Annotated in this window: 31 protein-coding genes; 10 read left to right on the forward strand and 21 right to left on the reverse strand. The window is 68.3% G+C overall.

What is annotated here, in order from left to right; all coding sequences use genetic code 11:
- Positions 1-16 precede the first annotated feature (16 nt).
- The 10 genes from PIR02_16080 to PIR02_16125 all read right to left on the reverse strand — a co-directional run bounded on the left by PIR02_16080 (position 17) and on the right by PIR02_16125 (position 4093).
- The gene (locus PIR02_16080) at positions 17-244 is read right to left on the reverse strand and encodes a hypothetical protein (protein ID WZH36266.1); all 228 of its coding nucleotides are present in this window, start codon (positions 242-244) and stop codon (positions 17-19) included.
- Positions 245-267: 23 nt separating this feature from the next.
- Positions 268-540 carry a DUF3263 domain-containing protein gene (locus PIR02_16085; GenBank protein ID WZH36267.1) on the reverse strand — a complete coding sequence of 91 codons (273 nt, stop codon included), beginning with the start codon at positions 538-540 and terminating at the stop codon, positions 268-270.
- Complete coding sequence (locus PIR02_16090) at positions 537-1001, reverse strand: hypothetical protein (GenBank protein ID WZH36268.1); 465 nt, start codon at positions 999-1001, stop codon at positions 537-539. The genes PIR02_16085 and PIR02_16090 overlap by 4 nt, the downstream gene beginning before the upstream one ends.
- Positions 1001-1660 (reverse strand): helix-turn-helix domain-containing protein, encoded by a 660-nt coding sequence (locus PIR02_16095; protein ID WZH36269.1) that lies wholly within the window; start codon positions 1658-1660, stop codon positions 1001-1003. Before PIR02_16095 ends, PIR02_16090 begins: the two co-directional genes overlap by 1 nt.
- Positions 1661-1704: 44 nt before the next feature.
- Positions 1705-2139: a hypothetical protein gene (locus PIR02_16100; GenBank protein ID WZH36270.1), complete on the reverse strand. Its 435-nt coding sequence runs from the start codon at positions 2137-2139 to the stop codon at positions 1705-1707.
- Positions 2136-2390 (reverse strand): hypothetical protein, encoded by a 255-nt coding sequence (locus tag PIR02_16105; GenBank protein ID WZH36271.1) that lies wholly within the window; start codon positions 2388-2390, stop codon positions 2136-2138. The genes PIR02_16100 and PIR02_16105 overlap by 4 nt, the downstream gene beginning before the upstream one ends.
- Positions 2387-2983 (reverse strand): hypothetical protein, encoded by a 597-nt coding sequence (locus PIR02_16110; protein WZH36272.1) that lies wholly within the window; start codon positions 2981-2983, stop codon positions 2387-2389. Before PIR02_16110 ends, PIR02_16105 begins: the two co-directional genes overlap by 4 nt.
- 125 nt (positions 2984-3108) lie before the next feature.
- Entirely contained in the window at positions 3109-3231 is a 123-nt protein-coding gene (locus PIR02_16115; GenBank protein WZH36273.1) for a hypothetical protein, read from the reverse strand.
- Entirely contained in the window at positions 3228-3425 is a 198-nt protein-coding gene (locus tag PIR02_16120) for a hypothetical protein (protein WZH36274.1), read from the reverse strand. Before PIR02_16120 ends, PIR02_16115 begins: the two co-directional genes overlap by 4 nt.
- A gap of 14 nt (positions 3426-3439) precedes the next feature.
- Positions 3440-4093, reverse strand: a complete 654-nt coding sequence (locus tag PIR02_16125) for a hypothetical protein (GenBank protein WZH36275.1) — start codon at positions 4091-4093, stop codon at positions 3440-3442.
- A gap of 44 nt (positions 4094-4137) precedes the next feature.
- Between PIR02_16125 and PIR02_16130 the strand changes: the two genes are divergently transcribed.
- Positions 4138-4497 (forward strand): hypothetical protein, encoded by a 360-nt coding sequence (locus PIR02_16130; protein WZH36276.1) that lies wholly within the window; start codon positions 4138-4140, stop codon positions 4495-4497.
- Between the two features lie 41 nt (positions 4498-4538).
- On the opposite strand, the gene PIR02_16135 is transcribed toward PIR02_16130, so the two are convergent.
- The gene (locus PIR02_16135) at positions 4539-4847 is read right to left on the reverse strand and encodes a helix-turn-helix domain-containing protein (protein ID WZH36277.1); all 309 of its coding nucleotides are present in this window, start codon (positions 4845-4847) and stop codon (positions 4539-4541) included.
- 89 nt (positions 4848-4936) lie between these two features.
- Here PIR02_16135 and PIR02_16140 point away from each other — a divergent pair, with 89 nt between their 5' ends.
- Both PIR02_16140 and PIR02_16145 read left to right on the forward strand, forming a co-directional pair.
- Positions 4937-5278, forward strand: a complete 342-nt coding sequence (locus PIR02_16140) for a helix-turn-helix transcriptional regulator (protein WZH36278.1) — start codon at positions 4937-4939, stop codon at positions 5276-5278.
- 148 nt (positions 5279-5426) lie between these two features.
- Positions 5427-5636: a methyltransferase gene (locus tag PIR02_16145; protein ID WZH36279.1), complete on the forward strand. Its 210-nt coding sequence runs from the start codon at positions 5427-5429 to the stop codon at positions 5634-5636.
- 53 nt (positions 5637-5689) lie between these two features.
- Here the strand turns inward: PIR02_16145 and PIR02_16150 are convergent, their stop codons facing one another.
- On the reverse strand, positions 5690-6295 hold the full coding sequence (locus PIR02_16150; protein WZH36280.1) for a hypothetical protein: 606 nt from the start codon (positions 6293-6295) through the stop codon (positions 5690-5692).
- A gap of 61 nt (positions 6296-6356) precedes the next feature.
- Here PIR02_16150 and PIR02_16155 point away from each other — a divergent pair, with 61 nt between their 5' ends.
- On the forward strand, positions 6357-7775 hold the full coding sequence (locus PIR02_16155; GenBank protein WZH36281.1) for a PLP-dependent aminotransferase family protein: 1419 nt from the start codon (positions 6357-6359) through the stop codon (positions 7773-7775).
- Between the two features lie 29 nt (positions 7776-7804).
- Here the strand turns inward: PIR02_16155 and PIR02_16160 are convergent, their stop codons facing one another.
- Positions 7805-8062, reverse strand: coding sequence for a hypothetical protein (locus tag PIR02_16160; GenBank protein ID WZH36282.1), 258 nt, complete (start codon positions 8060-8062; stop codon positions 7805-7807).
- Positions 8063-8267: 205 nt separating this feature from the next.
- Here PIR02_16160 and ssb point away from each other — a divergent pair, with 205 nt between their 5' ends.
- The 4 genes from ssb to PIR02_16180 all read left to right on the forward strand — a co-directional run bounded on the left by ssb (position 8268) and on the right by PIR02_16180 (position 11670).
- Entirely contained in the window at positions 8268-8792 is a 525-nt protein-coding gene (gene ssb / locus PIR02_16165; protein ID WZH36283.1) for a single-stranded DNA-binding protein, read from the forward strand.
- A gap of 73 nt (positions 8793-8865) precedes the next feature.
- On the forward strand, positions 8866-9357 hold the full coding sequence (locus tag PIR02_16170) for a hypothetical protein (protein WZH36284.1): 492 nt from the start codon (positions 8866-8868) through the stop codon (positions 9355-9357).
- An 83-nt stretch (positions 9358-9440) separates the two neighbouring features.
- Entirely contained in the window at positions 9441-11120 is a 1680-nt protein-coding gene (ettA, locus tag PIR02_16175; GenBank protein ID WZH36285.1) for an energy-dependent translational throttle protein EttA, read from the forward strand.
- A 22-nt stretch (positions 11121-11142) separates the two neighbouring features.
- Positions 11143-11670, forward strand: a complete 528-nt coding sequence (locus tag PIR02_16180; GenBank protein WZH39026.1) for a thioesterase family protein — start codon at positions 11143-11145, stop codon at positions 11668-11670.
- A gap of 28 nt (positions 11671-11698) precedes the next feature.
- On the opposite strand, the gene PIR02_16185 is transcribed toward PIR02_16180, so the two are convergent.
- A complete protein-coding gene (locus PIR02_16185; protein WZH36286.1) occupies positions 11699-12568 on the reverse strand; it encodes an acyl-CoA thioesterase II in 870 nt (289 codons plus the stop codon).
- Positions 12569-12621: 53 nt separating this feature from the next.
- Between PIR02_16185 and PIR02_16190 the strand changes: the two genes are divergently transcribed.
- Both PIR02_16190 and PIR02_16195 read left to right on the forward strand, forming a co-directional pair.
- The gene (locus PIR02_16190; protein WZH36287.1) at positions 12622-13290 is read left to right on the forward strand and encodes a hypothetical protein; all 669 of its coding nucleotides are present in this window, start codon (positions 12622-12624) and stop codon (positions 13288-13290) included.
- Between the two features lie 172 nt (positions 13291-13462).
- A complete protein-coding gene (locus PIR02_16195) occupies positions 13463-14293 on the forward strand; it encodes a cation-transporting ATPase (GenBank protein ID WZH36288.1) in 831 nt (276 codons plus the stop codon).
- A 15-nt stretch (positions 14294-14308) separates the two neighbouring features.
- Here PIR02_16195 and PIR02_16200 read toward each other — a convergent pair whose 3' ends face one another.
- The 7 genes from PIR02_16200 to pepN all read right to left on the reverse strand — a co-directional run bounded on the left by PIR02_16200 (position 14309) and on the right by pepN (position 22321).
- The gene (locus PIR02_16200; protein ID WZH36289.1) at positions 14309-14758 is read right to left on the reverse strand and encodes a globin; all 450 of its coding nucleotides are present in this window, start codon (positions 14756-14758) and stop codon (positions 14309-14311) included.
- Positions 14755-16011 carry a mechanosensitive ion channel gene (locus PIR02_16205; protein ID WZH36290.1) on the reverse strand — a complete coding sequence of 419 codons (1257 nt, stop codon included), beginning with the start codon at positions 16009-16011 and terminating at the stop codon, positions 14755-14757. Before PIR02_16205 ends, PIR02_16200 begins: the two co-directional genes overlap by 4 nt.
- A gap of 25 nt (positions 16012-16036) precedes the next feature.
- Entirely contained in the window at positions 16037-16729 is a 693-nt protein-coding gene (locus PIR02_16210) for a response regulator transcription factor (protein WZH36291.1), read from the reverse strand.
- The gene (locus PIR02_16215) at positions 16726-17862 is read right to left on the reverse strand and encodes a histidine kinase (protein WZH36292.1); all 1137 of its coding nucleotides are present in this window, start codon (positions 17860-17862) and stop codon (positions 16726-16728) included. The genes PIR02_16210 and PIR02_16215 overlap by 4 nt, the downstream gene beginning before the upstream one ends.
- Before the next feature lie 76 nt (positions 17863-17938).
- Positions 17939-18721 carry an ABC transporter permease subunit gene (locus PIR02_16220; protein ID WZH36293.1) on the reverse strand — a complete coding sequence of 261 codons (783 nt, stop codon included), beginning with the start codon at positions 18719-18721 and terminating at the stop codon, positions 17939-17941.
- On the reverse strand, positions 18718-19629 hold the full coding sequence (locus tag PIR02_16225; GenBank protein ID WZH36294.1) for an ABC transporter ATP-binding protein: 912 nt from the start codon (positions 19627-19629) through the stop codon (positions 18718-18720). The genes PIR02_16220 and PIR02_16225 overlap by 4 nt, the downstream gene beginning before the upstream one ends.
- A gap of 145 nt (positions 19630-19774) precedes the next feature.
- A complete protein-coding gene (pepN, locus tag PIR02_16230; GenBank protein WZH36295.1) occupies positions 19775-22321 on the reverse strand; it encodes an aminopeptidase N in 2547 nt (848 codons plus the stop codon).
- Positions 22322-22444 lie beyond the last annotated feature (123 nt).

Raw genomic sequence — 22444 nt, forward strand, 5'->3', positions numbered from 1 at the left:
GGGGGTGTCTTTCGGGTCAGCGGCGGTTGGTCTTGCGGGAGGCCTTGGCGATGCGGTTGCGGCGGCGGCGCTTCGCGAGCCGGTTCGCGGCGGCGGGGTCGTCGAGGTCGATCCCCTCGAACACCTGCCGGCCTTGCAGGGCGTTGAGGATCCGCATGTGCCAGGGAGTGATCTCGGGCGCGGGCCGCTCGCGGCGGAGCCGCTTGGCGCCGTGGCGGGTTTCGAGCTGGTGGTCGTTGTTCATCGGGTGCCTTTCGGTGGGGTGGTTCAGGGGCGGCGATCGAGTTGCTCGACGAGGGAGATCCGGCGGAGTCGGTTGGTGAGCTGCGGGTCGATGAGGAGCGCGTCCTCGAGCCAGATGAGCCGGCCGAGCAGCACGTAGTACCGGGTGGGGGTGATGCCGAGGTCGGCACGGATGGCGACGTCCTTGCGGCTGTCGTGGGCGCCGGGTCGGTTCGCGGCCTCGAACGCAAGCAGCTGCTCGTCGGTGGGATTCGGGCCTCGCTCGGGGACGGGCTTGCGGAGGATGCCGGGGGTCATTCGGTCACGTCCTCGCTGGCGAGCTGAGCGATGCGGAGGGTGAAGCATGCCTCGTGGAGAATGCCTTCGGCTTCGCTGACGTGCCGGATCTCGGGTCGGTGCTTCGTCATGAGCTCGGGCTTGTCGTCCTCGACGATCCCGGCGATCTTGAGCGCGTCGTAGAGCGGCTTCTCCAGCAGGCCGAAGTTGTCGAGGTCGCGGGTGCGGCGGAGAGTGACCCACTGCGTGAGCTGCACTTCGATGCGGCCGAGCGGGGGGATCTGCGCGAGGCTGGCGATCGATGCGGCGCGGACGCGGATGCGGTTGGTCTTGCCTGCGTGAACCTTCCAGCTGCGACCGCGGGATCCGTTCATCGGCATCGGGTTCTTGTCCCAGTCGAAGCGGAGGATCCACGTGGTGTCGCCGGGACGGATCCACTCGCGGATCTCGAGCAGCGTGGGTTCGCGGTTGGGGTCGAGCATCAGAAGCTCCCGGCTGAGCGGAAGTGCTGCTCGAGGTCGATGTCCAGCGCCCGGGTGAGCCACTCGAGCTTGCCGTCGGGGTTGCGGAGCGTGCGGATGACGTATGCGGTCGGGTCGAGGACTCGGGACGAGGAGCGGGCGATGATCTCGCCGGCGAGGATGTCGAGCTTGGTGTCGTCGAACGTGTCGGGCAGCTGCTTGCCGACGGCAGCGAACACGTCGGCGTGTTTGAGGGGGTGGCCGTGCGTTGCGGAGGGGAGGGGTGCGTTGCTGTGTCCGGTCCCGAAGTTATCCACAGGGCCGTCGTGACTTACCTCGGGGACCGGACCAGAGATATCTTCCGGTTCTTTCCGGTTCTCTGTAGCGGCAGCAGCGTGCCGGTAACCCCCCGATTTGCTGCCGGTAAGGGTACCGGCAGCATCTGCCGCTAACCCACGGCAGGCCAGTCGGTAGTCGTCGCTCTGCCGGCCTCCACCGTCGCCGGCCATGCCGCGCTTCGTACGGGCGATGAGGCCCTTGTCCTCGAGGCGCTGGAGCATCTCGCGCACCGAGCGCTCCGATACCGACGCCTTCTCCGCGATGAACTTCTGGCTTGGGTCACAGCGGAGCGTGTCGCCGTTCTCGCAGTCCGCGAGCGCGAGCAGCACGATCTTCTCCATGGGCGGCAGGTTGAGCTCGAAGGCCCAGGAGAGGGCGAACAGGCTCAACGGTGCCCTCCGCACGCGTGTGCGTGGGCCTGGCGGGTGATCTGTGCTGTGTGGATGGCGACTCTGGCCGCCCAGATGAGGTCGCCGTTGTCGATCAGCGCGCGGATGAGGGTGGCTGCGTCGGCGGTCTCGTTGTTGGCGTAGGCGACGACGATGCGCATCGCCGCGGCCTGGGCGGGGTCGACCTCGCCACCGACCTGCTCGAACGCGATGAAGCCGTTCGGCGTGCTGGCGAGCTTCTCGGCGTAGTAGGTGCGCATGTCGACCGCAGCGATGGACACGAGCTGCGCCATGGTCCAGCTGAACGTCTGAGGGTTGTCGGCGCCGACGAGGATTGCGGAGAGCGCCTCGTGCGCGGCGGTGTCGTCGCCGTGGAGCAGAGCGGGCACGTGGGCCTGCATCGTGTGGTGTTGGTCTTCGAGAGTGGTCATCGTCGGCTCCTGGCGTGGTCGTGCTGGTTCGGGGTGGTGCAGCCGTAGCGGTCGGCGCAGCGGCGGCGGGCTTCCTCGGCCGCGGGGCCGGGTGCGCCGAAATAGGTGGGGTAGCTGTATGTCCGGGTGCCGTCGATCTGCACGTACTGCCGGACGGCCCAGCGGAGGACGTCGCGCTTGGTCTCGCCGAACCGGGGCTCGCGGATGAGTTCTTGACGGACGAGCCAGCGCACGGTGATGGTCTTGCTCATGCGGCCAGTTCCCGGATGATGGGGCGGTGGTCGACGGTGACTGCCGGAGGAAGGCCGAGGGCTTCGCGATCGCGGAAGATGGTGCGGTCGGCAACGTCGAGCATCTCGGCGATCCGACGGTCGCTGTGGCCGCGGGCGTGCAGCTGCCGGACGGCTTCCTGACGTTCTGTGGTGGTCAGCCGTACTCGAGCGCCTGCGGTTACGGCGAGTTCAACGGCGATTGTGTCGATCGCGGCGAGATTCTTCGCCGGGCGTGCAGGCGCCTCGTCAGTGTCGATGTCGTTCCACTCGATCGGGAGTGCGTACCCGAGGCGGCGAGCGCGGGCGATGGTGCGGGCGCGGCTGAGGCGCTGTCCGTGCGTGTCGGTCGGTGGGTGGGTGTTGCTGAGGATCTCGTACACGGCCGCGACCTTGTCCGCGGTCGCGCGGGTGACCCTTTCGGCGCGCATCCACCGGGACACGACGGTCTGCTCGTTGCCGATGTGGGCGCCGATCGCGCCAGCGGCCCATCCGAGGGCTGCGAGGGCTTCGAGGCGGCGGCGGGTGCCGCGTGCGTCGACGTTGCTGTTGAGGGGCCGGCCAGCGGCGTTCATGTGGCGCCACCAGTAGGAGTACTCGACATGCGCTTGTCTGCACGGTGTGCAGCGGCATCCGTGGGCCGAGTGGCAGGTGCCGGTGTCGGCGTGGGCGTGCTCGGGTGGGCACTCGTAGGTGTCGCTCACGATGCGCCTCCCATCGTTGTGACGATCGCGGCCGCGATGGTGAGTGCGCCGCTGATGAGCAGCGTGGCCGCGGTGAGGAAGACGATCGCCCGAGGAACGTGCAGTCGTCCGGGGTTCATCGCTTCGGCCCCGTGCGGACGTAGATCACCGTGAGCGTCACGGCGACGATGACGGCGACGGCGAGGGCAAGGAGGGGTGCGAGGCCGACGAGGGCGATGAAGCCCAGGAGGAGGGCGTACATCACGGCGAGGAGGATGACGGCGCCGATGGCTCCGGGGTGGATGCCGCGGTGGGGTTGGGTCGGGTGTGACATCAGGTGCTCTCTTCTCAGAACAGCGACGGTGGGGGTGGGGTTGCGGGTGCGAGGTGGACGCGGAGGCGGTCGAGGCCGTGGCGTGTGACGTGCACCTGGAGGTAGCGGCGGCGGCGTTCTTTCGTCGGCGCTGGGATGTTGACGGGGCGGAGGGTGAGGAGGTCGCCGGTGTGTGCGGCGGGGGTGATGATCCAGTCGTCTTCGGGGGTGTTTCGGCCGATCCAGTCGAGGCGGTCGAGGTGGTCGAAGAGTTGGTCGCGGCCGAGGTTGATGCCTAGTTCTGTGGAGAGGTGGCGGGCGGCTTGGGCGACGGTGAGCGCTTCGGTGAAGGGGACGGGCTGGTGGGCTTGCTCGAGGACGGTGTCGTCGACGTGGGAGAGGAAGTCGAGCAGCCAGGTGGTGAACTCGCGGGAGGCGAGGGTGCCGTGCTGGTCGCAGCGTCGGAGGGCGTCGTCGAGGAGGTAGAAGTGGACGCCGTCGACGTCGAGGGGCCACTCGTCGCCGAGGACGGTGTCGCCTTCGCCCCAGGCGGGGATGCCTGCGAGGTGTTCGACGTCGTCGGCTCGGAGGTAGGTGTATGCGCCGTCGATGACGACGAGGAGGTCGCCGTGTCCGTACCAGCGGGGGAGCAGCTTGCGGGGCTGCGCGAGTTCGACCATGACGGTCACGCCTGGTCCCGATTGGGCTCGCGACGCGGGGCTACTCTGGCGGCGTGGAGATCTCCGTTGAGTTCGCGTCGGTGCTGGCGCAAATCATGCCGACGTTCCTGCTTGTCGCCCTCTTCGAACGGTTCGTTCGCGGTAGCTCGAATGCACCCCGTCCGGGTTTCGTGGCCCGGCGCCTCAGCGCGCTTGGCCGATATGTGGTCGCCCTCGGCTGTTTCACCGTTTTCGTGACCAGCCTCGTCATCGTTGCCACCGGCGAAGCCGTAACGGGCGGAACGGCGATCGCCCTCTGGATCCTCATTGGTTCGCTGGTTGTCGTCCTTTGGTTCGCCGTGGACGTTTGGTACGCGGGCCTGAAAAGTCGGGCGAACGAGGATGACCCAGGTGACCCAGAGGGCGCGGGCTAAGAAAAGACCGACGAGTAGCGACACGAGCTGATCTGCCCCGCTCACGCGTCACCGCCGACGAGGTCGAGGCGGCTGGTGAGCCGCTCGGCGGTGGGGGTGACCGGGGAGGCAGTGGGGGGCGCCTCCCCGGTCTGGGGGCCGTCGTTGGGGGCAGCGACGGAGCTGGTGGGGGTGAGCATCCCCGCGAGAGAATCGTGGGTGATCTTCGTGTTGCGTTCGGACAGTCGGACTGCTGTCAGACGCCCCTGCTTGATGTAACGGTCGACGGTGCGGAGCGACACACGGAGAGCCGCCATCGCCTCGCGCTTCGTGACCAGGGCGCCCGGTTCGTGACTCTGAGTAACGGGCATGCGGTTGAGTATTGACTGAGAGTCACGTCGTGTCAACTCGTGGCGGGAATAAGTTGCGCAGAGTCACGACATGGCATAACTTGTCACGCATGACACAGGAAGCTCTCGCCCGCGCAGTCTCCGTGATCGACTTCACGATCGGGGAGAACGTCGATACCATGCGTCGACGCTCCGGCCTCACCACCGCGGCACTCGGCGAGCGCTTCGGCGTGAGCGCGTCGGCGATGAGCCTCAAGCTGCGCGGCCAGCGCTCCTGGTCTGCGCAGGATCTGCACGATGCGTCGAGGCTCTTCTCGGTCCGCATCGCGGTCCTCATCGGTGAGGATCCGCTGCCAGACCCGTCGGCGCCGGCTGTCGTCTCTGACTTTGCCGTGGCCCGCGCGAAGCGCTCTCTCGTGCGCCGTGAGCTCGAGTCGCGGCCCTTGGATTAGAAGGCCGCTGCTCTATCCACTGAGCTACTGGGGGTCGTCGACCAGGATATCGTCGCCACCGGCTCGGCCACACCTCCCGGCCGTCCAGGCCCTGGCAGCGCTCTGCCGGCGGGCGTAGCCTTCGTCCATAGAGAGCAAAGGAGCACTCATGTCAGAAACGGTCACACGACGCCTCTGGGTCGCCTACGGACCCTCCGGCGTCGTCGGCAAGATCCAGAAGGATGCCGAGGGCTACGGCGTCCACATGGCGGGCAAGGATGAGCCCCTCGGCGTCTATCCCACGATGGAGATCGCGAAGAACGCCCTGCACTCACACCTGAAGCCCGGCAGCGATCGCCCGGAATTCCGCGAGCACTGAGTCGTCTGTGCTGCGGCCGCCCGATGCACGTCGGGGCGACCGCAGCACCCCGCTCACACGTGGACGGCGGCAGGACGACGCGTGGTCTCCGACGTCGCCAACAGTGGCAGTGCGAGGTGGACCAACGGTCCGATGCCGAGCGCGAACACCACCGTCCCCACGCCCACCGTGCCTCCCAGGAGCCATCCGAGGACGAGGACGGTGCCCTCGACGCTGAGGCGGCAAACCCAGATCGGCCATCCGAAGCGACTGTGGAGCCCCGTCATCAGGCCGTCGCGTGGCCCCGGTCCGAACCGCGCGCCGATGTAGAGACCAGACGCTGCGGCGACCACGACGACGCCGGCAACGAGCACGAGCACTTGCAGCCACAGCACGTCGGGGTGGGGGAGGAAGCCGAGAGCGATCTGCATGCTGGTTCCCACGAGAAGGATGTTCGCAATCGTCCCGAGCCCGGGCTTCTGACGGAGAGGGATCCACAGAAGCAGCACGCCGAGTCCCACGATGTTGGTGATCCAGCCGACACCGATGCCCGTGACACGGGAAAGACCTTCCGCGAAGACCGTCCACGGGTCGACACCGAGGCCGGCGGCGACAGTGAGGGCACATCCGAACCCATAGGCGACGAGGCCGACGAGGAGACGCAGGATCCGCTGAGACATGATGCGATCCAATCATTCGATTGGCTCTATGTGCGGATGCCAATTCGCCTAAAGTGGCTTCATGGACTCCCGGATCTCCGCCCGCGCCCTCGCGGCAGCCCTCGGCGGCTGGCGCGGGAACGGTCCCGCTTACGAGGCCCTGGCCGAGGCCGTTCGCCTGCTCTGCCTCGATAACCGCATCGCCCCGCGCACGGCCCTCCCGGCGGAACGCGAATTGGCCTCCGCTCTCTCGCTCAGTCGCACGACGGTGGCGGCGGCGTACCGCAGTCTTCGGGACACCGGCCACATCGAGAGCCTGCGGGGCAGCGGAAGCGTCACGCGGCCCTTACCGCGGAATGATCCGGGCGGCTTGCCGGCCGGCGATGATGCGATCGATCTGCAGCAGGCGAGTCCCGCAGCGTGGCCGGGCCTGCCCGCGGTGATCGGGGAGGTGGCGCAGGATGCCAGCTCCCTCGTCGCCCGCTCCGGATACGACGTGATCGGTGCGCTCGAGCTCAGAGAGGCGATCGCGGCGAGGTACCGCGGGCGGGGAGTTCCGACGACCGCGGATCAGATCCTCGTGACGACCGGCGCGCAGAGCGCGATCCATCTCGTCGCTTCGGTCCTGTTGAACCGCGCGGACCGTGTGCTGATCGAGACGCCGACCTACCCGCATGCTGCCGAGGCTTTTCGATATGTCGGTGGACGTTTGGTGGGAGTGCCGGTGTCCACACGCGACGGGTGGGATCTCGATCGTGCTGCTCAGACGTTCGCCCGCACACTCCCGTCGCTGGCCTATCTCATGCCTGACTTCCAGAATCCGACCGGACGATCGATGACACCTGACGACGTCGCGGCCTTCGTGGCCGGAGCGGAGTCGACCGGCACCTTCCTCGTCCTCGACGAGACGACGGCCGAATTGAACATCGACCGTGCCGCCCCCGAGACTCGTTTTCCGGAGTCGGACCTCGTCATCCGCATCGGTTCGCTCGGCAAGAAGGTGTGGGGCGGTCTTCGCGTGGGATGGGTCCGCGCCGAGATCGACATCATCCGTCGCCTCGCCAGTGGGCGGCCCGTTCACGATCTGGGGACACCGGAACTGGAGCAGGCGGTGGCCTCACGTCTCCTCCCGCGTCTGGACGAGATCGCCGCTCAACGCGGAGATCTGCTGCGCGCGGGCCGGGACACCCTCATATCGGCGTTGCGACGCACATTCGACGAATGGGACGTGCCGCGTCCCGAGGGGGGTGTTTCCCTCTGGGTGGGCATCGGCGAGCCGCTCAGCACACCCCTGGTCATGAACACCCGTTCACGCGGCCTGTTCTTGTCTGCCGGGTCGCGCTTCGCCGCCGACGGGGGCCACGACCGGCGGCTCCGCGTACCGTTCACGGCGTCACCGGCGACGCTCGAGCGCGCAGTCGGCATCCTGGCGGACGCCTGGGCGGACGTTCGCGGAGATGCTCGCTCCGCCGGGCTTCACGAGCTGTCCGCCGTCGTCTGAGGCGCCACCCGTCCGACCAGAACGACCGCTCAGCGCGCGTAGCGGAGGCATTCCAGCGCCTCAGCGGGCGACCAGAACTCACCCAGACGGCGAAAAGCGCCTGAAGCGGAATGAAAGCGTTCGGCCGCGTACCGCCACCCCCGCTCTGACGCGGTTGCGCGCACGTGCCCGACCACGACGCCCCGGAGGTCGGCGATGCGCCACAGTCCGGCGGCGACATGCGTCGCCGCGCCCCACCCGGCCGGACGCGGTGCCGGGGCGAGATCGTTCCATAGTGCGGTGCTCATGCCGCGAGGATACGACCGACCTCCGACATCGCTTCGGCGAGACCGATCGCTCTGCTCCTCCCCATGACGCGGGTTCGACGATCCATCCCCTGATCAAGGCTTTCGTCCTCCGCAGGCCCGTCCGGCACGGGCAGTGTGAGCTGCGCTCCGGTGTCCGTTGGGCACACGGATGCCGGAGCGTACTCCCTGACGAAAGGACACCATCATGAGCGACCACATCACCCTCGTCGGCAACGTCGTCGGCGAACCCGAGGAACGGGCGACCCGTGGGGGCGAGTCGATCGCCGCCTTCCGGCTCGCCGTGAGCGAGCGCCGCTTCGACCGCGACCGAAACCAATGGGTGGACGGGCATACCAACTACTACGCGGTCAGCGTCTTCGGCGAGCTGGGCCGCAACGCCCTCGCGTCGGTGCGCAAGGGCGAGCGAGTCGTCGTCGCGGGGCGGCTGAGACTGCGTGAATGGGAGAACGAGACGAAGCGCGGCGTGAGCGCAGACGTCACGGCAGATGCCATCGGACACGATCTGCGATGGGGGGTGACCCGGTTCCGGCGCACGCCGCGTGTCGAAGCGGCACGTCCCGAGACCTACGCCGACGCCGACGCGCCGACCGGCGCCGACACCTGGGCCGTCCCCGCCGAGACGGCGCCGGACACCGCCGCGCAGGCCGCAGCAGACGATGGCGAGGCGACGACTCGCGTGCTCGAGGCGGCCGACGTGACGCCGTTCTGATACGCGGTGCCCGGAGCAACCGTTCCGCTCCGCGTCCAGGTGACCGGCGGACGGGGTACGTAGAATCGAGCGCGTGCCTCGTCCCGCCGGTCATCTACTCGCCTCCGTCTCGCTCGTCGCCCTCCTGGCGTTGAGCGGATGCACCGGTGGCGCGCCCGCGCCTGGCCCGGCGACCACCGCCCCACCGGTGGCGACGGCACCGGCGACGACTCCGCCCACGGCGACACCTGCGCCGACGCTCGTCCCCGACGGATCCGCCGCAGACAACCTGCCCTACTTCGCGCAGATCGTCGCGCAGGTGGCAGGAGGGCAGGACCCGGTCTCGGGCAGGGCGTACATCGACGCGCTCACTGCAGCCGGTTTCGACAAGAGCGCAATGCAGGTCACCCAAGACGAGTCGACGATCGGCAACCCCGCGGAGAGCATCGAGTTCTCCGTGCGGTGGGGCGACCAGTGTCTCGTCGGGCAGGTGGGCCAGTCCATCACCTCTCCCGTGAGCGCGGTGCTCCCCGGGCTGAGCGCCGGCGGGTGTCTCATCGGGAACACGCGGCCCATCGACTGGTGACACCTGGTCGCCTTCCTGGAGCGCCACTCGGGTTCGGCCCACTCGCACGGAGAGGCACCCGCCGCCCGTAGACTGAACGGGTTATGGCGGAATACATCTACTCCATGGTCCGCGCGCGCAAGGCCGTGGGCGACAAGCTGATCCTCGACGACGTCACGATGTCGTTCCTCCCCGGTGCCAAGATCGGCATGGTCGGGCCGAACGGTGCGGGTAAGTCCACGATCCTGAAGATCATGGCGGGGCTCGACACCCCGTCCAACGGTGAAGCCCGGCTCAGCCCCGGCTTCACCGTCGGCATCCTCATGCAGGAGCCGGAACTCGACGACAGCAAGACCGTTCTGGAGAACATCCAGGATGGCGTGGCGATCAAGCCGAAGCTCGATCGCTTCGACGAGATCTCGGCCCTGATGGCCGACCCCGACGCGGACTTCGACGCGCTCCTGGCCGAGATGGGCACGCTGCAGGAAGAGATCGACGCCGCCGACGGCTGGGACCTCGACTCTCAGCTCGAGCAGGCGATGGATGCGCTGCGCACCCCGCCCGCGGACGCCAGCGTCGTCCCGCTGTCCGGTGGTGAGCGCCGCCGAGTCGCGCTCGCGAAGCTTCTGCTCCAGAAGCCCGACCTGCTCCTCCTCGACGAGCCCACCAACCACCTCGACGCCGAGAGCGTGCTCTGGCTCGAGCAGCATCTCAAGGCCTACAAGGGTGCGGTCATCGCGATCACCCACGATCGATACTTCCTCGACAACGTCGCGGAGTGGATCGCCGAGGTCGACCGTGGGCACCTGTACCCCTACGAGGGCAACTACTCGACCTACCTCGAGAAGAAGGGCCAGCGCCTCGACGTCCAGGGCAAGAAGGACGCCAAGCTCGCCAAGCGCCTCAAAGAAGAACTCGAGTGGGTGCGATCCAACGCCAAGGGTCGTCAGGTGAAGTCGAAGGCGCGCCTCGCCCGCTACGAGGAGATGGCCGCCGAGGCCGAGCGCACGCGCAAGTTGGACTTCGACGAGATCCAGATCCCCGCGGGTCCGCGTCTGGGCAGCATCGTCATCGACGCGAAGAAGCTGGAGAAGAGCTTCGGCGACCGCTCACTGATCAGCAACCTGAGCTTCAACCTGCCCCCGAACGGCATCGTCGGCGTCATCGGCCCCAACGGCGTCGGAAAGACCACCCTCTTCAAGACGATCGTGGGTCTCGAACCGCTCGACGGCGGCACGCTCAAGATCGGCGAAACGGTCAAGATCAGTTACGTCGACCAATCGCGCGCGAGTATCGACCCCGAGAAGACCCTCTGGGAGGTCGTGTCCGACGGTCTCGACATCATCACCGTCGGCAAGACGGAGATCCCCTCGCGGGCCTATGTCTCGAAGTTCGGCTTCAAGGGCCCCGACCAGCAGAAGAAGGCCGGTGTCCTCTCCGGCGGTGAGCGCAACCGTCTGAACCTCGCGCTCACGCTCAAGGAGGGCGGCAACCTGCTCCTCCTCGACGAGCCGACGAACGACCTCGATGTCGAAACGCTGAGCTCGCTCGAGAACGCTCTGCTGGAATTCCCCGGTTGCGCCGTGGTCATCACGCACGACCGGTGGTTCCTCGACCGCATCGCAACGCACATCCTCGCCTACGAAGGAACCGAAGAACACCCCGACCAGTGGCACTGGTTCGAGGGCAACTTCGAGGCCTACGAGGCGAACAAGGTGGAGCGTCTCGGTGCCGACGCGGCCAACCCGTCGCGTTCGACCTATCGCAAGCTCACGCGTGACTGACGACTCCGCGGCGCCCTCGGGCGTGGCATCCCCTGACTCGGGTCCGGCACCCACCGGACCCGAGCGGGTGCACGTGCCGATCCACCTGCGGTGGGGAGACCTCGACGCGCTCGGGCACGTCAACAACACCTCCATGCTCAAGCTGCTCGAGGAAGCACGTCTCCGCGCCTTCTGGTTCAGCGACGGCGAGGGCGAGCCGCTCCCGACGGCGGTGTTCGACATGGACGTCCTCGACAGCGGGGGCGACCGGGCCACCCTCATCGCCCGGCAGGAGATCGAGTACCTCCGGCCTGTGCCGTACAGCCAGCGTCCGCTCGACGTCCGCATGTGGATCGGTGCGATGGGCGGCTCGAGCGCCGACATCTGCTTCGAGGTGTTCAGCCCCGTCGGAGACTCCGAACCGACTCTCTACGCTCGGGCGACGGCCGTCGTCGTGCTCGTCGACACGGCCAGCGGTCGACCGATCCGGTGGAGCGAACGCGAGCGCTCCGCGTGGGCGCCGTATGTGGGGGATCCGATCGAGTATCGTCGTCGGCCGAGCCGCGGCTGACGGAGATCGCCGCCCTGGTGCCACCCGCTCAGTCGCGGGGAACGCGCACCATGACCTCTTGCGCGACGCTCGCGACCAGAACACGATCGCGGGTGTAGATGCGTCCGGTCGACAGTCCGCGGCCGCCGCGGGCGTTGGGGGACTCCTGCACGTAGAGCAACCAGTCATCGACCCGGCCGGGGCGGTGCCACCACATCGCATGGTCGAGGCTCGCGACCTTCAGGCCGGGGGCGTTCCAGGGCACCCCGTGGGCACGCATGATGGCCTCCTGGATCGTGAGGTCGCTGAGGTACGCCAGAGCCGCGCGGTGCACGGCCGGGTCGTCCGGCAGCTGACGTCGCACGCGCATCCACACGGCCTGTCGCGGCACATGGGGGCCCTCGACCGAGGTGTAGATCGCCGAGGGGACGTGCAGGACGTCGACCGGCCGCTCCGAGAACATCCGACGGCTGAGCGGGTGCAGGTCCGATGCGTCGAAGGCAGGCAGGTCTTCGGGGACCGGGATGCCGTCGGGCATCGGTTCGGCATGCTCGAGCCCGGGGTCGTCATCCTGGAAGGACGCGATCATGGAGAAGATGGGCACTCCGGCCTGGAAAGCCTGCGTGCGTCGCGTCGAGAACGATCGGCCGTCGTGGATGCGGTCGACCGAGAAGGTGATCCCGTCTGCGGGGTCGCCCGGTCGGAGGAAGTACCCGTGCATCGAGTGAACCGTTCGCTCGGGTGGCAGGGTCCGAGAGGCGGCGACCACCGACTGCGCGAGGACCTGTCCGCCATAGACACGCCCGAAGGGCATTGCCTGCGACACCCCGGTGAAGATGTCCTCAGTGGTGCGCGCGCCGGCGTCGCGAAGGTCGAGCACCGCGAGCAGCGAGGCAACCGGATCGAGGTCGTCGGTCACGTCGGCTTCCGTTCCGGCGCGGCGGGCCCGCGCCGCTTGATAGTTTAGGGCGGGTGTCCGCGCGCCTGTTGTTCCCCGACCCGCAGGCAGCAGCAGACCTGCTGACCTTCGCCTCCCGAGGCATCCGACTCGGGGACGGCACCGTCCGCCTACGCGCCCGGGGCGGCGTCCTCGTCACGACGGCCGCCCCGCTCGCTCCTCGCGGCCTCTTCGATTCGACGCCCACGGTGCTCGGTCTCCGTGTGTCGGCGATCGACCCCGAACTCGAGTGCGACCTCGTCGTCGAGGCATCCGCTCTGCTACCCGCACCGGATGATGCCTCGGCGGTGATTCTCCCCGACACGGCGTTCTCACCCGCGTGGGCGGGGATCTCGCCGCCACGCACGGGATGGGAACAGACGGATGCCATCGACGCGGCCGTTCTCGCATCGCGCGCACAGTACGGAGTCGCCGCCGTCGCAGACGCCCTGCCGGCCGACGCCGGCGAGGACGTGGTACGAGCGATCCGCGCCCAGGTCTGGGGCCAACCCGACGACGCGCTCGGCGGCCTGCCGCTGGGAACGGCGTTCGCCGCCTTCGCCCTCGGCTTCATCGCCGGCGGTGAGGAGGCCACCGTGCGGACGAGCGGGACGTGGACGCGTGTGACGCTCACGCGTGGGCACGTCGTGGTGCGCGGACCCGTTCGGTCGGGACTCACCGCCGTGCGGACCACGGGCAGCTGACCCAGCAAACGCAAAGGGAAGCGACCGTACGCTGGATCTCGCAAGGGGAGTACTCCCGATCGCGACGCATCCGTCATCACGAGGCCACCGCTGGCCTCCGGGTGCGTCGGCCCGGCTGGGCGGAGGAGACCTTGACGTCGCAGCCCCGCGCTGCTCGTCGAGAGGTTCTCTCATGGTCTCGTTCTCCCGTCTCATCGATCTGGCGTCGAAAGCCGTCGACAAAGCGTCTTCTTCGGGTGGCACGTCACGCGCGACTCCGGAAGGCGGGCGCGACTGGCGCTCGGTGGTGCGCTCCGCGGCAGACGCCGTGTCCGGCGACCGCCGCGCCGAGACCGCGCCGACGGTGCCCTCGAACGCCGCCCCACGCGACCGCTCTGCGCCTCCGGCCACCGGTGCGTCTGCGAGCACGTTGACGATCGAGGATCGCGCCGCAATCGCGCGTTACGACTACCTCCTGCGCACGGCCGATCCGGACAGGGTCGAGCAGATGCACCGCGAGGCGTTCTCGCGACTGACCCCTCAGCAGCGCATGCACGTCCGCGCCCGGATGGACGGCGACCTCGCGCCGCACGAGCGGCCACGCTCCGACGCCCCGGACGACCTCGCACGCACCGCCGCCCGTGCGGAAGCCGCCCGGCCCGGGCGGATGTCGGCGCTGCTGGCCTCGGCCGGCCGCGGCGGACTCGTCGGAACCGGCGTCGTGGCCGCCGGGGGATTGCTCGCCGCCGTGGCCGGAGGGGCGATCGTCAGCGCCGTCGCCGCACCCCTGCTCGAGCAAGCCGGACAGATGGGAGTCGACTTCTCGGGGCTGGCCGAGGGTGTCGACGTGGAGGCCATGGCATCCGGGGTCGACCTCGGATCACTCGCCGAGGGGACCGGCGTCGGCGAATGGGCCGGGGGAGCCCAAGAGGCCGCGGCGGGTCTGGGAGAACATGTCAGCGGCTTCGGCGAACGGCTCTCGAATCTCGACATCCCCGGATTCGGTGATTTCCTCGGCCGCTGATCCGAAGAGCGGCAGTCAGTCGGCCGTTCGGAGCGGGAGACCGGTGTCCGGGCGGCCGTTCTGCCGAGGTCCGATGCCGCGCGGCTCGAAGGTGTTGACCATCGCGTGGGCCGCGCGCTCGAGGTAGTCCCACAGCGGCGCCTCGAAGGCCGGGGGCAGCGCGATCTCGTCCACCGCAGCGCGCATGTGGCGTAGCCACCGATCGCGGGCGTCGGGATCGACATGGAAGGGCATGTGGCGCATGCGCAGACGCGGGTGCCCCCGGGTCTCACCGTACGTCGTCGGTCCGCCCCAGTACTGAGCGAGGAACAGCGTGAGTCGGTCGGCCGCGGGTCCGAGGTCTTCCTCGGGATACATCGGCTTCAGGACCTCGTCGGACGCGACACCTCGGTAGAACGCGTCGACGAGGCGACGGAAGGTGTCCATCCCGCCGACCTGGTCGTAGAAGGAGACCGACTCAGTCACTTCGCCTCTCCCTCGTCTGCTCGCACGGCGGGAGGCGTGGGCTTGACGACATCCGCCGCTGTGGCCTCCGGCAGGTTGACGATGGCCGTCGGTGTGTCGTCGCGGACGGCCTTCTTCTTCTTGGCCGCGGCTGGCGCGCCCTCGGAATTCGCACCCCGCGAGTGATCCTCGAGCGTCTCAGACACGGCGAGCTTGCGGCCGCGCGGTCGCCAACGCGGTCGATCCGCGCCCGGGGCGACCTGCGTCTCCTTCGTCTTGGGCGGATGCGCACCCCGCACGCTCTGCGCACCTTCGGGGCCCGTGAGCATGATCGAGTTGAGCTGCGGAAGCGCGATTCCCATCGCGTCGATCGCGCGCTTGAGACGGGCACGCAGCTCTCGCGCGACGTCATCCTTGGCGCTGGAACGGGTCTTCATCACGAGCCGGATCACGAGGGCATCTCCGCTGATCGACTCCAGACCCCAGATCTCGGGCTGCTCGATGATGCGCGAGCGCCACTTCGACTCCTTCGCCATGGCCTTCGCCGCGGTGAGCATCGCCGTCTCGACGTCGTCGATGTCGGCGTCCGCAGGCACCGCGAGGTCGATGATCACGCGGGACCAGCCCTGCGACATGTTGCCGATGCGGGTGATCTCGCCGTTGCGTACGTACCAGAGCGTTCCGTTGACGTCGCGGACGTGGGTGATGCGGACGCTGACGAATTCCACGATGCCGGTGGCGAGTCCCAGATCGACGACGTCACCGATGCCGATCTGGTCTTCGGCGACGATGAAGATGCCGTTCAGAACGTCCTTCACGATGTTCTGAGCACCGAACCCGAGGCCGGCGCCGACGGCGGCGGTGAGCAACGTGAGGGATGCCAAGGCGTTGGGGGCGACGATGCTTGCGATCCACACCAGCGCGACGATGACCAGGATGACGTTGACGATGTTCTGCAGGATCGTGCCGAGGGTGCGCGTGCGCTGCACGAGACGGACGGCGCTCAGGGGCGAGCGGTCGAGGGCCTGCGTATCGTCGACCCTCGCCTTGCTCTTGGCGCCGTTGACGACGCGATCGACCACGCGGCGGATGACCACGCGGAGGATCCAGGCGGCGACGGCGATGCCGACGATGATCCCGACGACCCGCAGGAGCACGCCACCGAAACCGAGCAACTGGCCACCGATCCAGGTCCAGGTATCGATGTTGGTCAAGTCACCAGGGGTGATCGACGGCGAGGGGCTCGGTTCGGGGACTTCGGCGAGAAGTGACATCTCGTCCATCGTAACGAGCGGCTCCTCAGCGTGGCCTGGGCGCCTCGGGAGCCGGGCGCTCTCCACCACGCACGAGATTCCATCTGTGGGCGAGGATCACAGCCTGAACGCGATCGCGAGCGCCCAGTTTCCACAGCACGCGGCCCACGTGCGTCTTCACGGTGGACTCGCTGAGGAAGAAGGTCTCGGCGATCTCGCTGTTCGTCAATCCCTCGCCCATGGCGACGAAGATCTCGTGTTCACGAGGAGTGAGCGAGGCCAGCTCCGGCGCGGGCGTCGTCTCGCCCGGCAGAGCCCCGATGAACTGCACCAGGCGACGCGCGACACGCGGCGAGAGCGCCGCATCGCCGCGGTGGACCGCGCGAACCGCGGCGAGGAGGTCGCTGACCTCGGCGTCTTTCAGCAAGAAACCGCTGGCACCCGCCCGCAGGGCGCCGAAGGCGTACTCGTCGAGATCGAACGTCGTCAGGACGAGCACGCGCACAGTCGGGTGGTCCCGGACGATCCGCACGGTGGCGGCGACACCGTCGGTGTGCGGCATCCGCACGTCCATCAACACCACGTCGGGCAGGAGACGGGCCACCGCCTGCACGGCCTCCTCACCATCGGCGGCCTCACCGACGACGTCGATGTCGGGTTGCGCTTCGAGCACGAGACGGAATCCGAGACGGATCAGATGCTGGTCGTCCACGAGCAGCACGCGGATGGGTCGGTTCATGGAGTGCCTCGTTCGTCAGTCGGCCCGGAGGGGAGGATGGCGCGCAGTACCCAGGTCCCGCGTCCGGCCGGAGACGAGGACACGCTCCCTCCCACCGATAGCACCCGCTCGTGCAGACCGCGGAGACCGAAGCCGCCGCCGATCGAGGGTGAGGGGCGGATGGGTACGCCGTCGTTCTCGACGCGTACGTCGATCGCGTCGGTGTCCACATGGACGCGGACATCGATCCGCGACGCGTTCGGCGCGTGGCGCATCGCGTTCGTCACTCCCTCCTGCACCACACGACCGAGCGCGAATCTCACCTGTCGCGACACCCGCGAGACGTCCCCGCTGCGGTGCAGCACCACGGGGAAGCCCGCTGTCTGAGCGGCCGCGACCACTGCGGCGGGCTCGGTGGGTGAGAGTGGCGAGAGGGGTGACATCACCGCGTCCCCGTCCCGAAGCACGCCAAGCATCGCGCGCATCTCGCCCAGCGCGGCGCGCGCGGTGGCGGCGACCGTTCGGCCGGCGTCGCGCGCGCGATCCGGGGGCGCCACCACCATTCCCTCGGAGACCGCGACGATCACGGTCAGCGAGTGCGCGACGATGTCGTGCATTTCTCGGGCGATGCGGGTGCGTTCTTCCACCGCGGCGAGACGCGCCCTCTGATCTCGTTCGACGGCGAGTCGCCGCGAGCGCTCGACGATCTCGTCGAGGTACCGGTGGCGTTCACTCGTGTTCGTCCCGGCCAGCACTCCCACCAGCAGCACGACCGCGGTAAGGACAGTACTCCAGAGCCCGCTCTCGAAGCTGTCCCCGGCCGCGACCCGCCGCAGCACGCTCGCGACGAGGATGCCAAGACCCACTGCCGAGAATGCCACCCACGCCGCTCGCCGGGAACGGTACACCGCGACGGCATAGAGACCGAAAGCAGGAATCAGGATGGCGGCATCCCCGGCCCCGGTCGGCAGCACAGCGGCGGGGATCGCCGTCACGACACACATGCCCACCGGAAAGCGTCGGCGCGCCAGCAGGGCGAGACAGGCGACGGCGATGACCCCGCCGGACAGGGAGCCCTCCGTCGACAGCGTCCCGTCGGCATCCGGCAGAAAGAAGAACCACGGACTGCTGAAGAACGCGGCAGCGCCCACCACGAGGACGTCCAGAAGCCGTGGGTGGCGTGACCAGAAGCCTCGGTGCCGAAGCTCTGAGCCCCTCCACGCCGTGCGGTCAGGCATCCCGCGTGCGCAACACTCCGGCGCCCACCGCGAGAAGTCCCACAGGCCATGCGAACAGGACGATCGCAGGCCCGACGTTCTCACCCGGGCCCAGGCTGACGATCTGCGCCGCCGCGGTCGCCGGCAGAAGGGCGGCCAGGTCATCCATCCACGACCACGACGGGCCGCCCGCATAGAACAAGCTCACGAACACGGGGAGGACGAACAACACGCCGACCGTGACGGCGATGGCACCCGCTGCGTTGCGGATGACGAGGCCGAACCCCACGCCGATGAGTGCGAACGACACCATCGCGAACATCCCGCCGAGCAGGGGGAGGACCGATGCAGACGGTTCGGCCCAGCGGATCTCTCCGATTCCACCCACGGTGGTGAGGAGCGCCGACGCGAGATACGCGACACATGTGGTGAGCGCGATGGTGATGGCCAGGACCAGTGCCTTGGCGACCACGACGCGACCCCGGCGCGGTTCCGCGGCGAGTGTGGAACGGATCATCCCAGTCGAGTACTCGCCGGTCACGGAGATCACACCGAGCACCCCCGCGATCAACATCGTCAGCGACGATCCGCCCACGATGATCGAGACAGCCTCAATCCTCGCCCCGGTGTCGACCAGGAAGAGCATCACGAGACCTGTGAGCGCGACGTTCGCGGCCACCGCGATCCCCAAAGCCCACCACGTGGAGCGAATGGTCAGCAGTTTGATCGCCTCGCTCGTGACGAGCCGGCGAAATGAGAGGTGGATATCGCTCCGATGGTCGGCTGCGGCGGTCATGCGTACTCCTTCGTGGGGAAGTCGACAGCCCCCGCGGTGAGGGCGAGATACGCGTCCTCGAGCGACCCCGACGACGGCGTGAGCTCGAAGAGGGGGATCCCGAGCTGAGCCGCGAGGAGGCCGATGGTCGCCGCATCCATCCCCGAGACCTCCGCCGTGTCGGGGGCTGAGCTGGCGAGACGCCCGCCGCGGCGCGACACGGCTTCGCCGAGGTCGGCCAGTCGCGGGGTGCGTACGAGGACACGCGCCCCCGTCCACGTGCGCACGAGCTCGTGGACGGGGGCGTCCGCCAGGATCTCGCCGCGTCCCAGCACGATGACGTGATCGGCCGTCTGCGCCATTTCGCTCATCAGATGGCTCGACACGAGCACGGTCCGTCCCTCCGCCGCCAGGTGACGCATGAGCGCCCGCACCCAGCGCATGCCCTCGGGGTCGAGGCCGTTGACCGGCTCGTCGAGGAGCAGGGTACGGGGGTCGCCGAGCAGCGCCGAAGCGATTCCGAGACGCTGCCCCATGCCGAGGGAGAACGTACCCGCTCGACGGTGGGCGACCGAGGAGAGGCCCGTGAGTTCGATGACCTCGTCGACGCGCCCGCGCAGGAGGCCGTGTGTCGCGGCCATCGCCCGTAGATGGTCGCGAGCCGATCGCCCCGTGTGCACCGCACGCGCGTCGAGCAAGGTGCCCACCTCCCGCAGGGGGGCACGCAGCCGGTCGTAACGGCGCCCGTCGACCGTGACCGTCCCAGCGCTCGGTCGGTCGAGCCCGACGATCATGCGCATCGTCGTCGACTTGCCGGCACCATTCGGTCCGAGGAACCCGGTGACCCGTCCCGGTCGAACGGTGAACGAGATGTCGGACACGACCGTGCGGGAGCCGAACCGTTTGGTCAGGTTCTGTGCGGTGATCATGCATCCACGCTAGGAAGACCGTTCTCGTCGAGCGTCGGAGACCGGGCGGACTTCGCGCCGCCGAAGTGTCGTACCGCGGTACGACGGAAAACGGATGCCCCCGCACCCGGAGGGCGGAGGGATCCGTCTGACGAACGGCGAATCGCTACGCGGCGTCGCGCTCCTGCACCGCGAGGGCACGCTCGACACCCGCGAGGTTCTCACTCACCAGACGGCGCAACGCCGGCGCGGCCTCCGAGTTCTGCGCGAGCCACGCTCGAGTCGCATCGCGAAGCTCGGTGCTGGCGAGAGCCGCCGGGTAGAGTCCCACGATGAGGTACTGCGCGATCTGGTAGCTGCGCGACTCCCAGATCGGCAGCAGCATGGAGAAGTAGGGCTCGACGAAATCAGCCAGGACCGCGACCGTCGCCGGGTGGGTGAACCCGATGGCCGCGGCGCGCACGATGGTGTTCGGGGCGTCGGCACGATCGATGAGCGAGCTCCACGCGGCGGCTTTCGCCTCGTGCGTGGGGAGGGCCGCCTTCGCCTGAGCAGCGAACTCGCCGCCCTTCGCCGTGTTGTCGGCGGCCCGCGCCTCATCGATCCCCGTGTCGGTCACCGCGCCCGCTGCGGCGAGCGAGATGAGCAGCTGCCACGACAGGTCGGTGTCGATCTCGAGACCCTCGAGCACCGTGTCGCCGTTGCGCAGTGCGCGGACGATCTCGGCGTGGGCCGGCGTGGATGCCGCGGAGGCGAACGCCGTGACGAACTGCAACTGGCTGTCGCTACCGGTCTCGGCCTGCTGAGCGAGTTCCCACAGCCCGTCGGCGACGCGTTCGCGAGCCTCCGCGCGCGTGGACGGGGCGACATAGGAGTTGGCCGCGAGCTGCAACTGCGCAAGGGTGGTGCGGACAGTGGTCGACTCGGTCTCGGAACCGATGTTGCGCAGCACGAGATCGAGGTAATCGGTGGCCGAGGCCTCGGCATCCCGGGTCTGGTCCCACGCGGCCCCCCAGACGAGCGAGCGGGCGAGCGGGTCCGAGATGTCCTTCAGATGCGCGATCGCCGTGGCCAGCGAACGCTCGTCGAGACGGATCTTCGCGTAAGCGAGGTCGTCGTCGTTCAGCAGAACGAGATCCGGGCGTCGGATGCCGCGCAACTCGGGGACCTCAGTGCGGTCGCCGTCGACGTCGAGCTCGAGGTGGTGGACACGCTCGAGTGCGCCGCCCTCGGTCAGCGAGTAGAAGCCGACGCCGAGCCGGTGGGGACGGATGGTCGGATAGTCGGCCGGTGCGGTCTGCACGATCGCGAAGCGGGAGATCGTCCCGTCAGAACCCTCCTCGATCAGCGGCGAGAGCGTGTTCACTCCCGCCGTCTCGAGCCACTTCTTCGACCAGTCGCTGAGATCACGGCCACTGGTCGCCTCGAGTTCGTCCAGCAGGTCGCCCACCTCGGTGTTCGACCACTGGTGCTTCTGGAAGTAGGCCCCCACACCGGCGAAGAACTGCTCGATCCCCACCCACGCGGCCAGCTGCTTGAGCACTGACCCGCCCTTGGCGTAGGTGATGCCGTCGAAGTTGACCTGGACGTCTTCGAGATCGTTGATCTCGGCGACGACGGGGTGCGTCGAGGGCAGCTGGTCCTGGCGGTACGCCCAGGTCTTCTCCATCGCGTTGAAGGTCGTCCAGGCGGCCTCCCACTCGGTGGCCTCGGCGGTGGCGATGGTGGACGCCCACTCCGCGAACGACTCATTGAGCCACAGATCGTTCCACCACTTCATCGTGACGAGGTCGCCGAACCACATGTGCGCGAGCTCGTGCAGGATCGTGACGACGCGGCGTTCTTTGACCGCGTCGGTCACCTTGCTGCGGAAGACGTAGGTCTCCGTGAAAGTCACCGCTCCGGCGTTCTCCATGGCCCCGGCGTTGAACTCGGGCACGAACAGCTGGTCGTACTTGGCGAACGGGTAGGGGAAGCCGAACTTCTCCTCGTAGTACGCGAAGCCTTGACGGGTCTTGTCGAACACGTAATCGGCATCCAGGTACTGCCACAGGCTCTTTCGCGCGAAGACGCCCAGCGGGATGACGCGGCCGTCGGCGCTGGTGAGCTCACTCGTGGTCTCCTCGTACGGACCGGCGATGAGCGCGGTGATGTACGACGAGATGCGCGGCGTCGGCGGGAAATCCCAGCGGGCCGTGTCGTCGGAGACGGCGACGGGCTCAGGGGTGGGGGAGTTCGAAACGACCTTCCAGCGCGCCGGGGCCGTGACCGAGAACGTGAACGCGGCCTTCAGGTCGGGTTGTTCGAACACCGTGAACACCCGGCGCGAGTCGGGGACCTCGAACTGCGAGTACAGGTAGACCTCGCCGTCCACCGGGTCCACGAAGCGATGCAGCCCCTCACCGGTGTTGGTGTATTCGCACTCGGCCTCGACGACGAGTTCGTTCTCGGCGTCGAGCCCCTCGAGGGCGATCCGAGAGTCACGGAACGCGGTCGGGCTGATCTCTCGCCCGTTGAGGTGGATCGCGTGCACCTCGCGCGCGATGAGGTCGATGAAGGTGGCTGCTCCCGGCGTGGCCGAGAATCGGACGACGGTGCGCGAGCCGAACACCTCGTCGCCTCGCGTGAGATCGAGCGCGATGTCGTACTCGTGCGTGTCGACGATCGCGCGGCGCTCCTGCGCCTCGATGCGGGTGAGATTCTCTCCTGGCACTGGCGTTCTCCCGGGGATCTGGGTGGTTTGTCGCAGGTGACGCGGTTGACGTCGGTGACAACCGTATAAGCCTAGTAGCGAGATATCTCGTGTCCCGGCTTCGCGCGCAGGTGGGAGGATGTG

Origin of the sequence: Microbacterium enclense (assembly GCA_038182865.1) — a bacterium.
In the GTDB taxonomy this organism is placed as follows: Bacteria; Actinomycetota; Actinomycetes; order Actinomycetales; family Microbacteriaceae; genus Microbacterium; species Microbacterium enclense_B.

Bases quoted from the DNA above. Each gene is read 5' to 3' on its own strand.
- PIR02_16115 (WZH36273.1), bottom strand. From the start codon at position 3,231: ATGAACCCCGGACGACTGCACGTTCCTCGGGCGATCGTCTTCCTCACC.
- PIR02_16195 (WZH36288.1), top strand. From the start codon at position 13,463: ATGGTCTCGTTCTCCCGTCTCATCGATCTGGCGTCGAAAGCCGTCGAC.
- PIR02_16100 (WZH36270.1), bottom strand. From the start codon at position 2,139: ATGACCACTCTCGAAGACCAACACCACACGATGCAGGCCCACGTGCCC.
- PIR02_16225 (WZH36294.1), bottom strand. From the start codon at position 19,629: ATGATCACCGCACAGAACCTGACCAAACGGTTCGGCTCCCGCACGGTC.
- PIR02_16205 (WZH36290.1), bottom strand. From the start codon at position 16,011: ATGTCACTTCTCGCCGAAGTCCCCGAACCGAGCCCCTCGCCGTCGATC.
- PIR02_16090 (WZH36268.1), bottom strand. From the start codon at position 1,001: ATGCTCGACCCCAACCGCGAACCCACGCTGCTCGAGATCCGCGAGTGG.
- PIR02_16095 (WZH36269.1), bottom strand. From the start codon at position 1,660: ATGGAGAAGATCGTGCTGCTCGCGCTCGCGGACTGCGAGAACGGCGAC.
- PIR02_16085 (WZH36267.1), bottom strand. From the start codon at position 540: ATGACCCCCGGCATCCTCCGCAAGCCCGTCCCCGAGCGAGGCCCGAAT.
- PIR02_16135 (WZH36277.1), bottom strand. From the start codon at position 4,847: ATGCCCGTTACTCAGAGTCACGAACCGGGCGCCCTGGTCACGAAGCGC.
- ettA (WZH36285.1), top strand. From the start codon at position 9,441: ATGGCGGAATACATCTACTCCATGGTCCGCGCGCGCAAGGCCGTGGGC.
- PIR02_16080 (WZH36266.1), bottom strand. From the start codon at position 244: ATGAACAACGACCACCAGCTCGAAACCCGCCACGGCGCCAAGCGGCTC.
- PIR02_16160 (WZH36282.1), bottom strand. From the start codon at position 8,062: ATGAGCACCGCACTATGGAACGATCTCGCCCCGGCACCGCGTCCGGCC.
- PIR02_16145 (WZH36279.1), top strand. From the start codon at position 5,427: ATGTCAGAAACGGTCACACGACGCCTCTGGGTCGCCTACGGACCCTCC.
- PIR02_16105 (WZH36271.1), bottom strand. From the start codon at position 2,390: ATGAGCAAGACCATCACCGTGCGCTGGCTCGTCCGTCAAGAACTCATC.
- PIR02_16150 (WZH36280.1), bottom strand. From the start codon at position 6,295: ATGTCTCAGCGGATCCTGCGTCTCCTCGTCGGCCTCGTCGCCTATGGG.
- PIR02_16140 (WZH36278.1), top strand. From the start codon at position 4,937: ATGACACAGGAAGCTCTCGCCCGCGCAGTCTCCGTGATCGACTTCACG.
- PIR02_16220 (WZH36293.1), bottom strand. From the start codon at position 18,721: ATGACCGCCGCAGCCGACCATCGGAGCGATATCCACCTCTCATTTCGC.
- ssb (WZH36283.1), top strand. From the start codon at position 8,268: ATGAGCGACCACATCACCCTCGTCGGCAACGTCGTCGGCGAACCCGAG.
- PIR02_16110 (WZH36272.1), bottom strand. From the start codon at position 2,983: ATGAACGCCGCTGGCCGGCCCCTCAACAGCAACGTCGACGCACGCGGC.
- PIR02_16210 (WZH36291.1), bottom strand. From the start codon at position 16,729: ATGAACCGACCCATCCGCGTGCTGCTCGTGGACGACCAGCATCTGATC.
- PIR02_16155 (WZH36281.1), top strand. From the start codon at position 6,357: ATGGACTCCCGGATCTCCGCCCGCGCCCTCGCGGCAGCCCTCGGCGGC.
- PIR02_16120 (WZH36274.1), bottom strand. From the start codon at position 3,425: ATGTCACACCCGACCCAACCCCACCGCGGCATCCACCCCGGAGCCATC.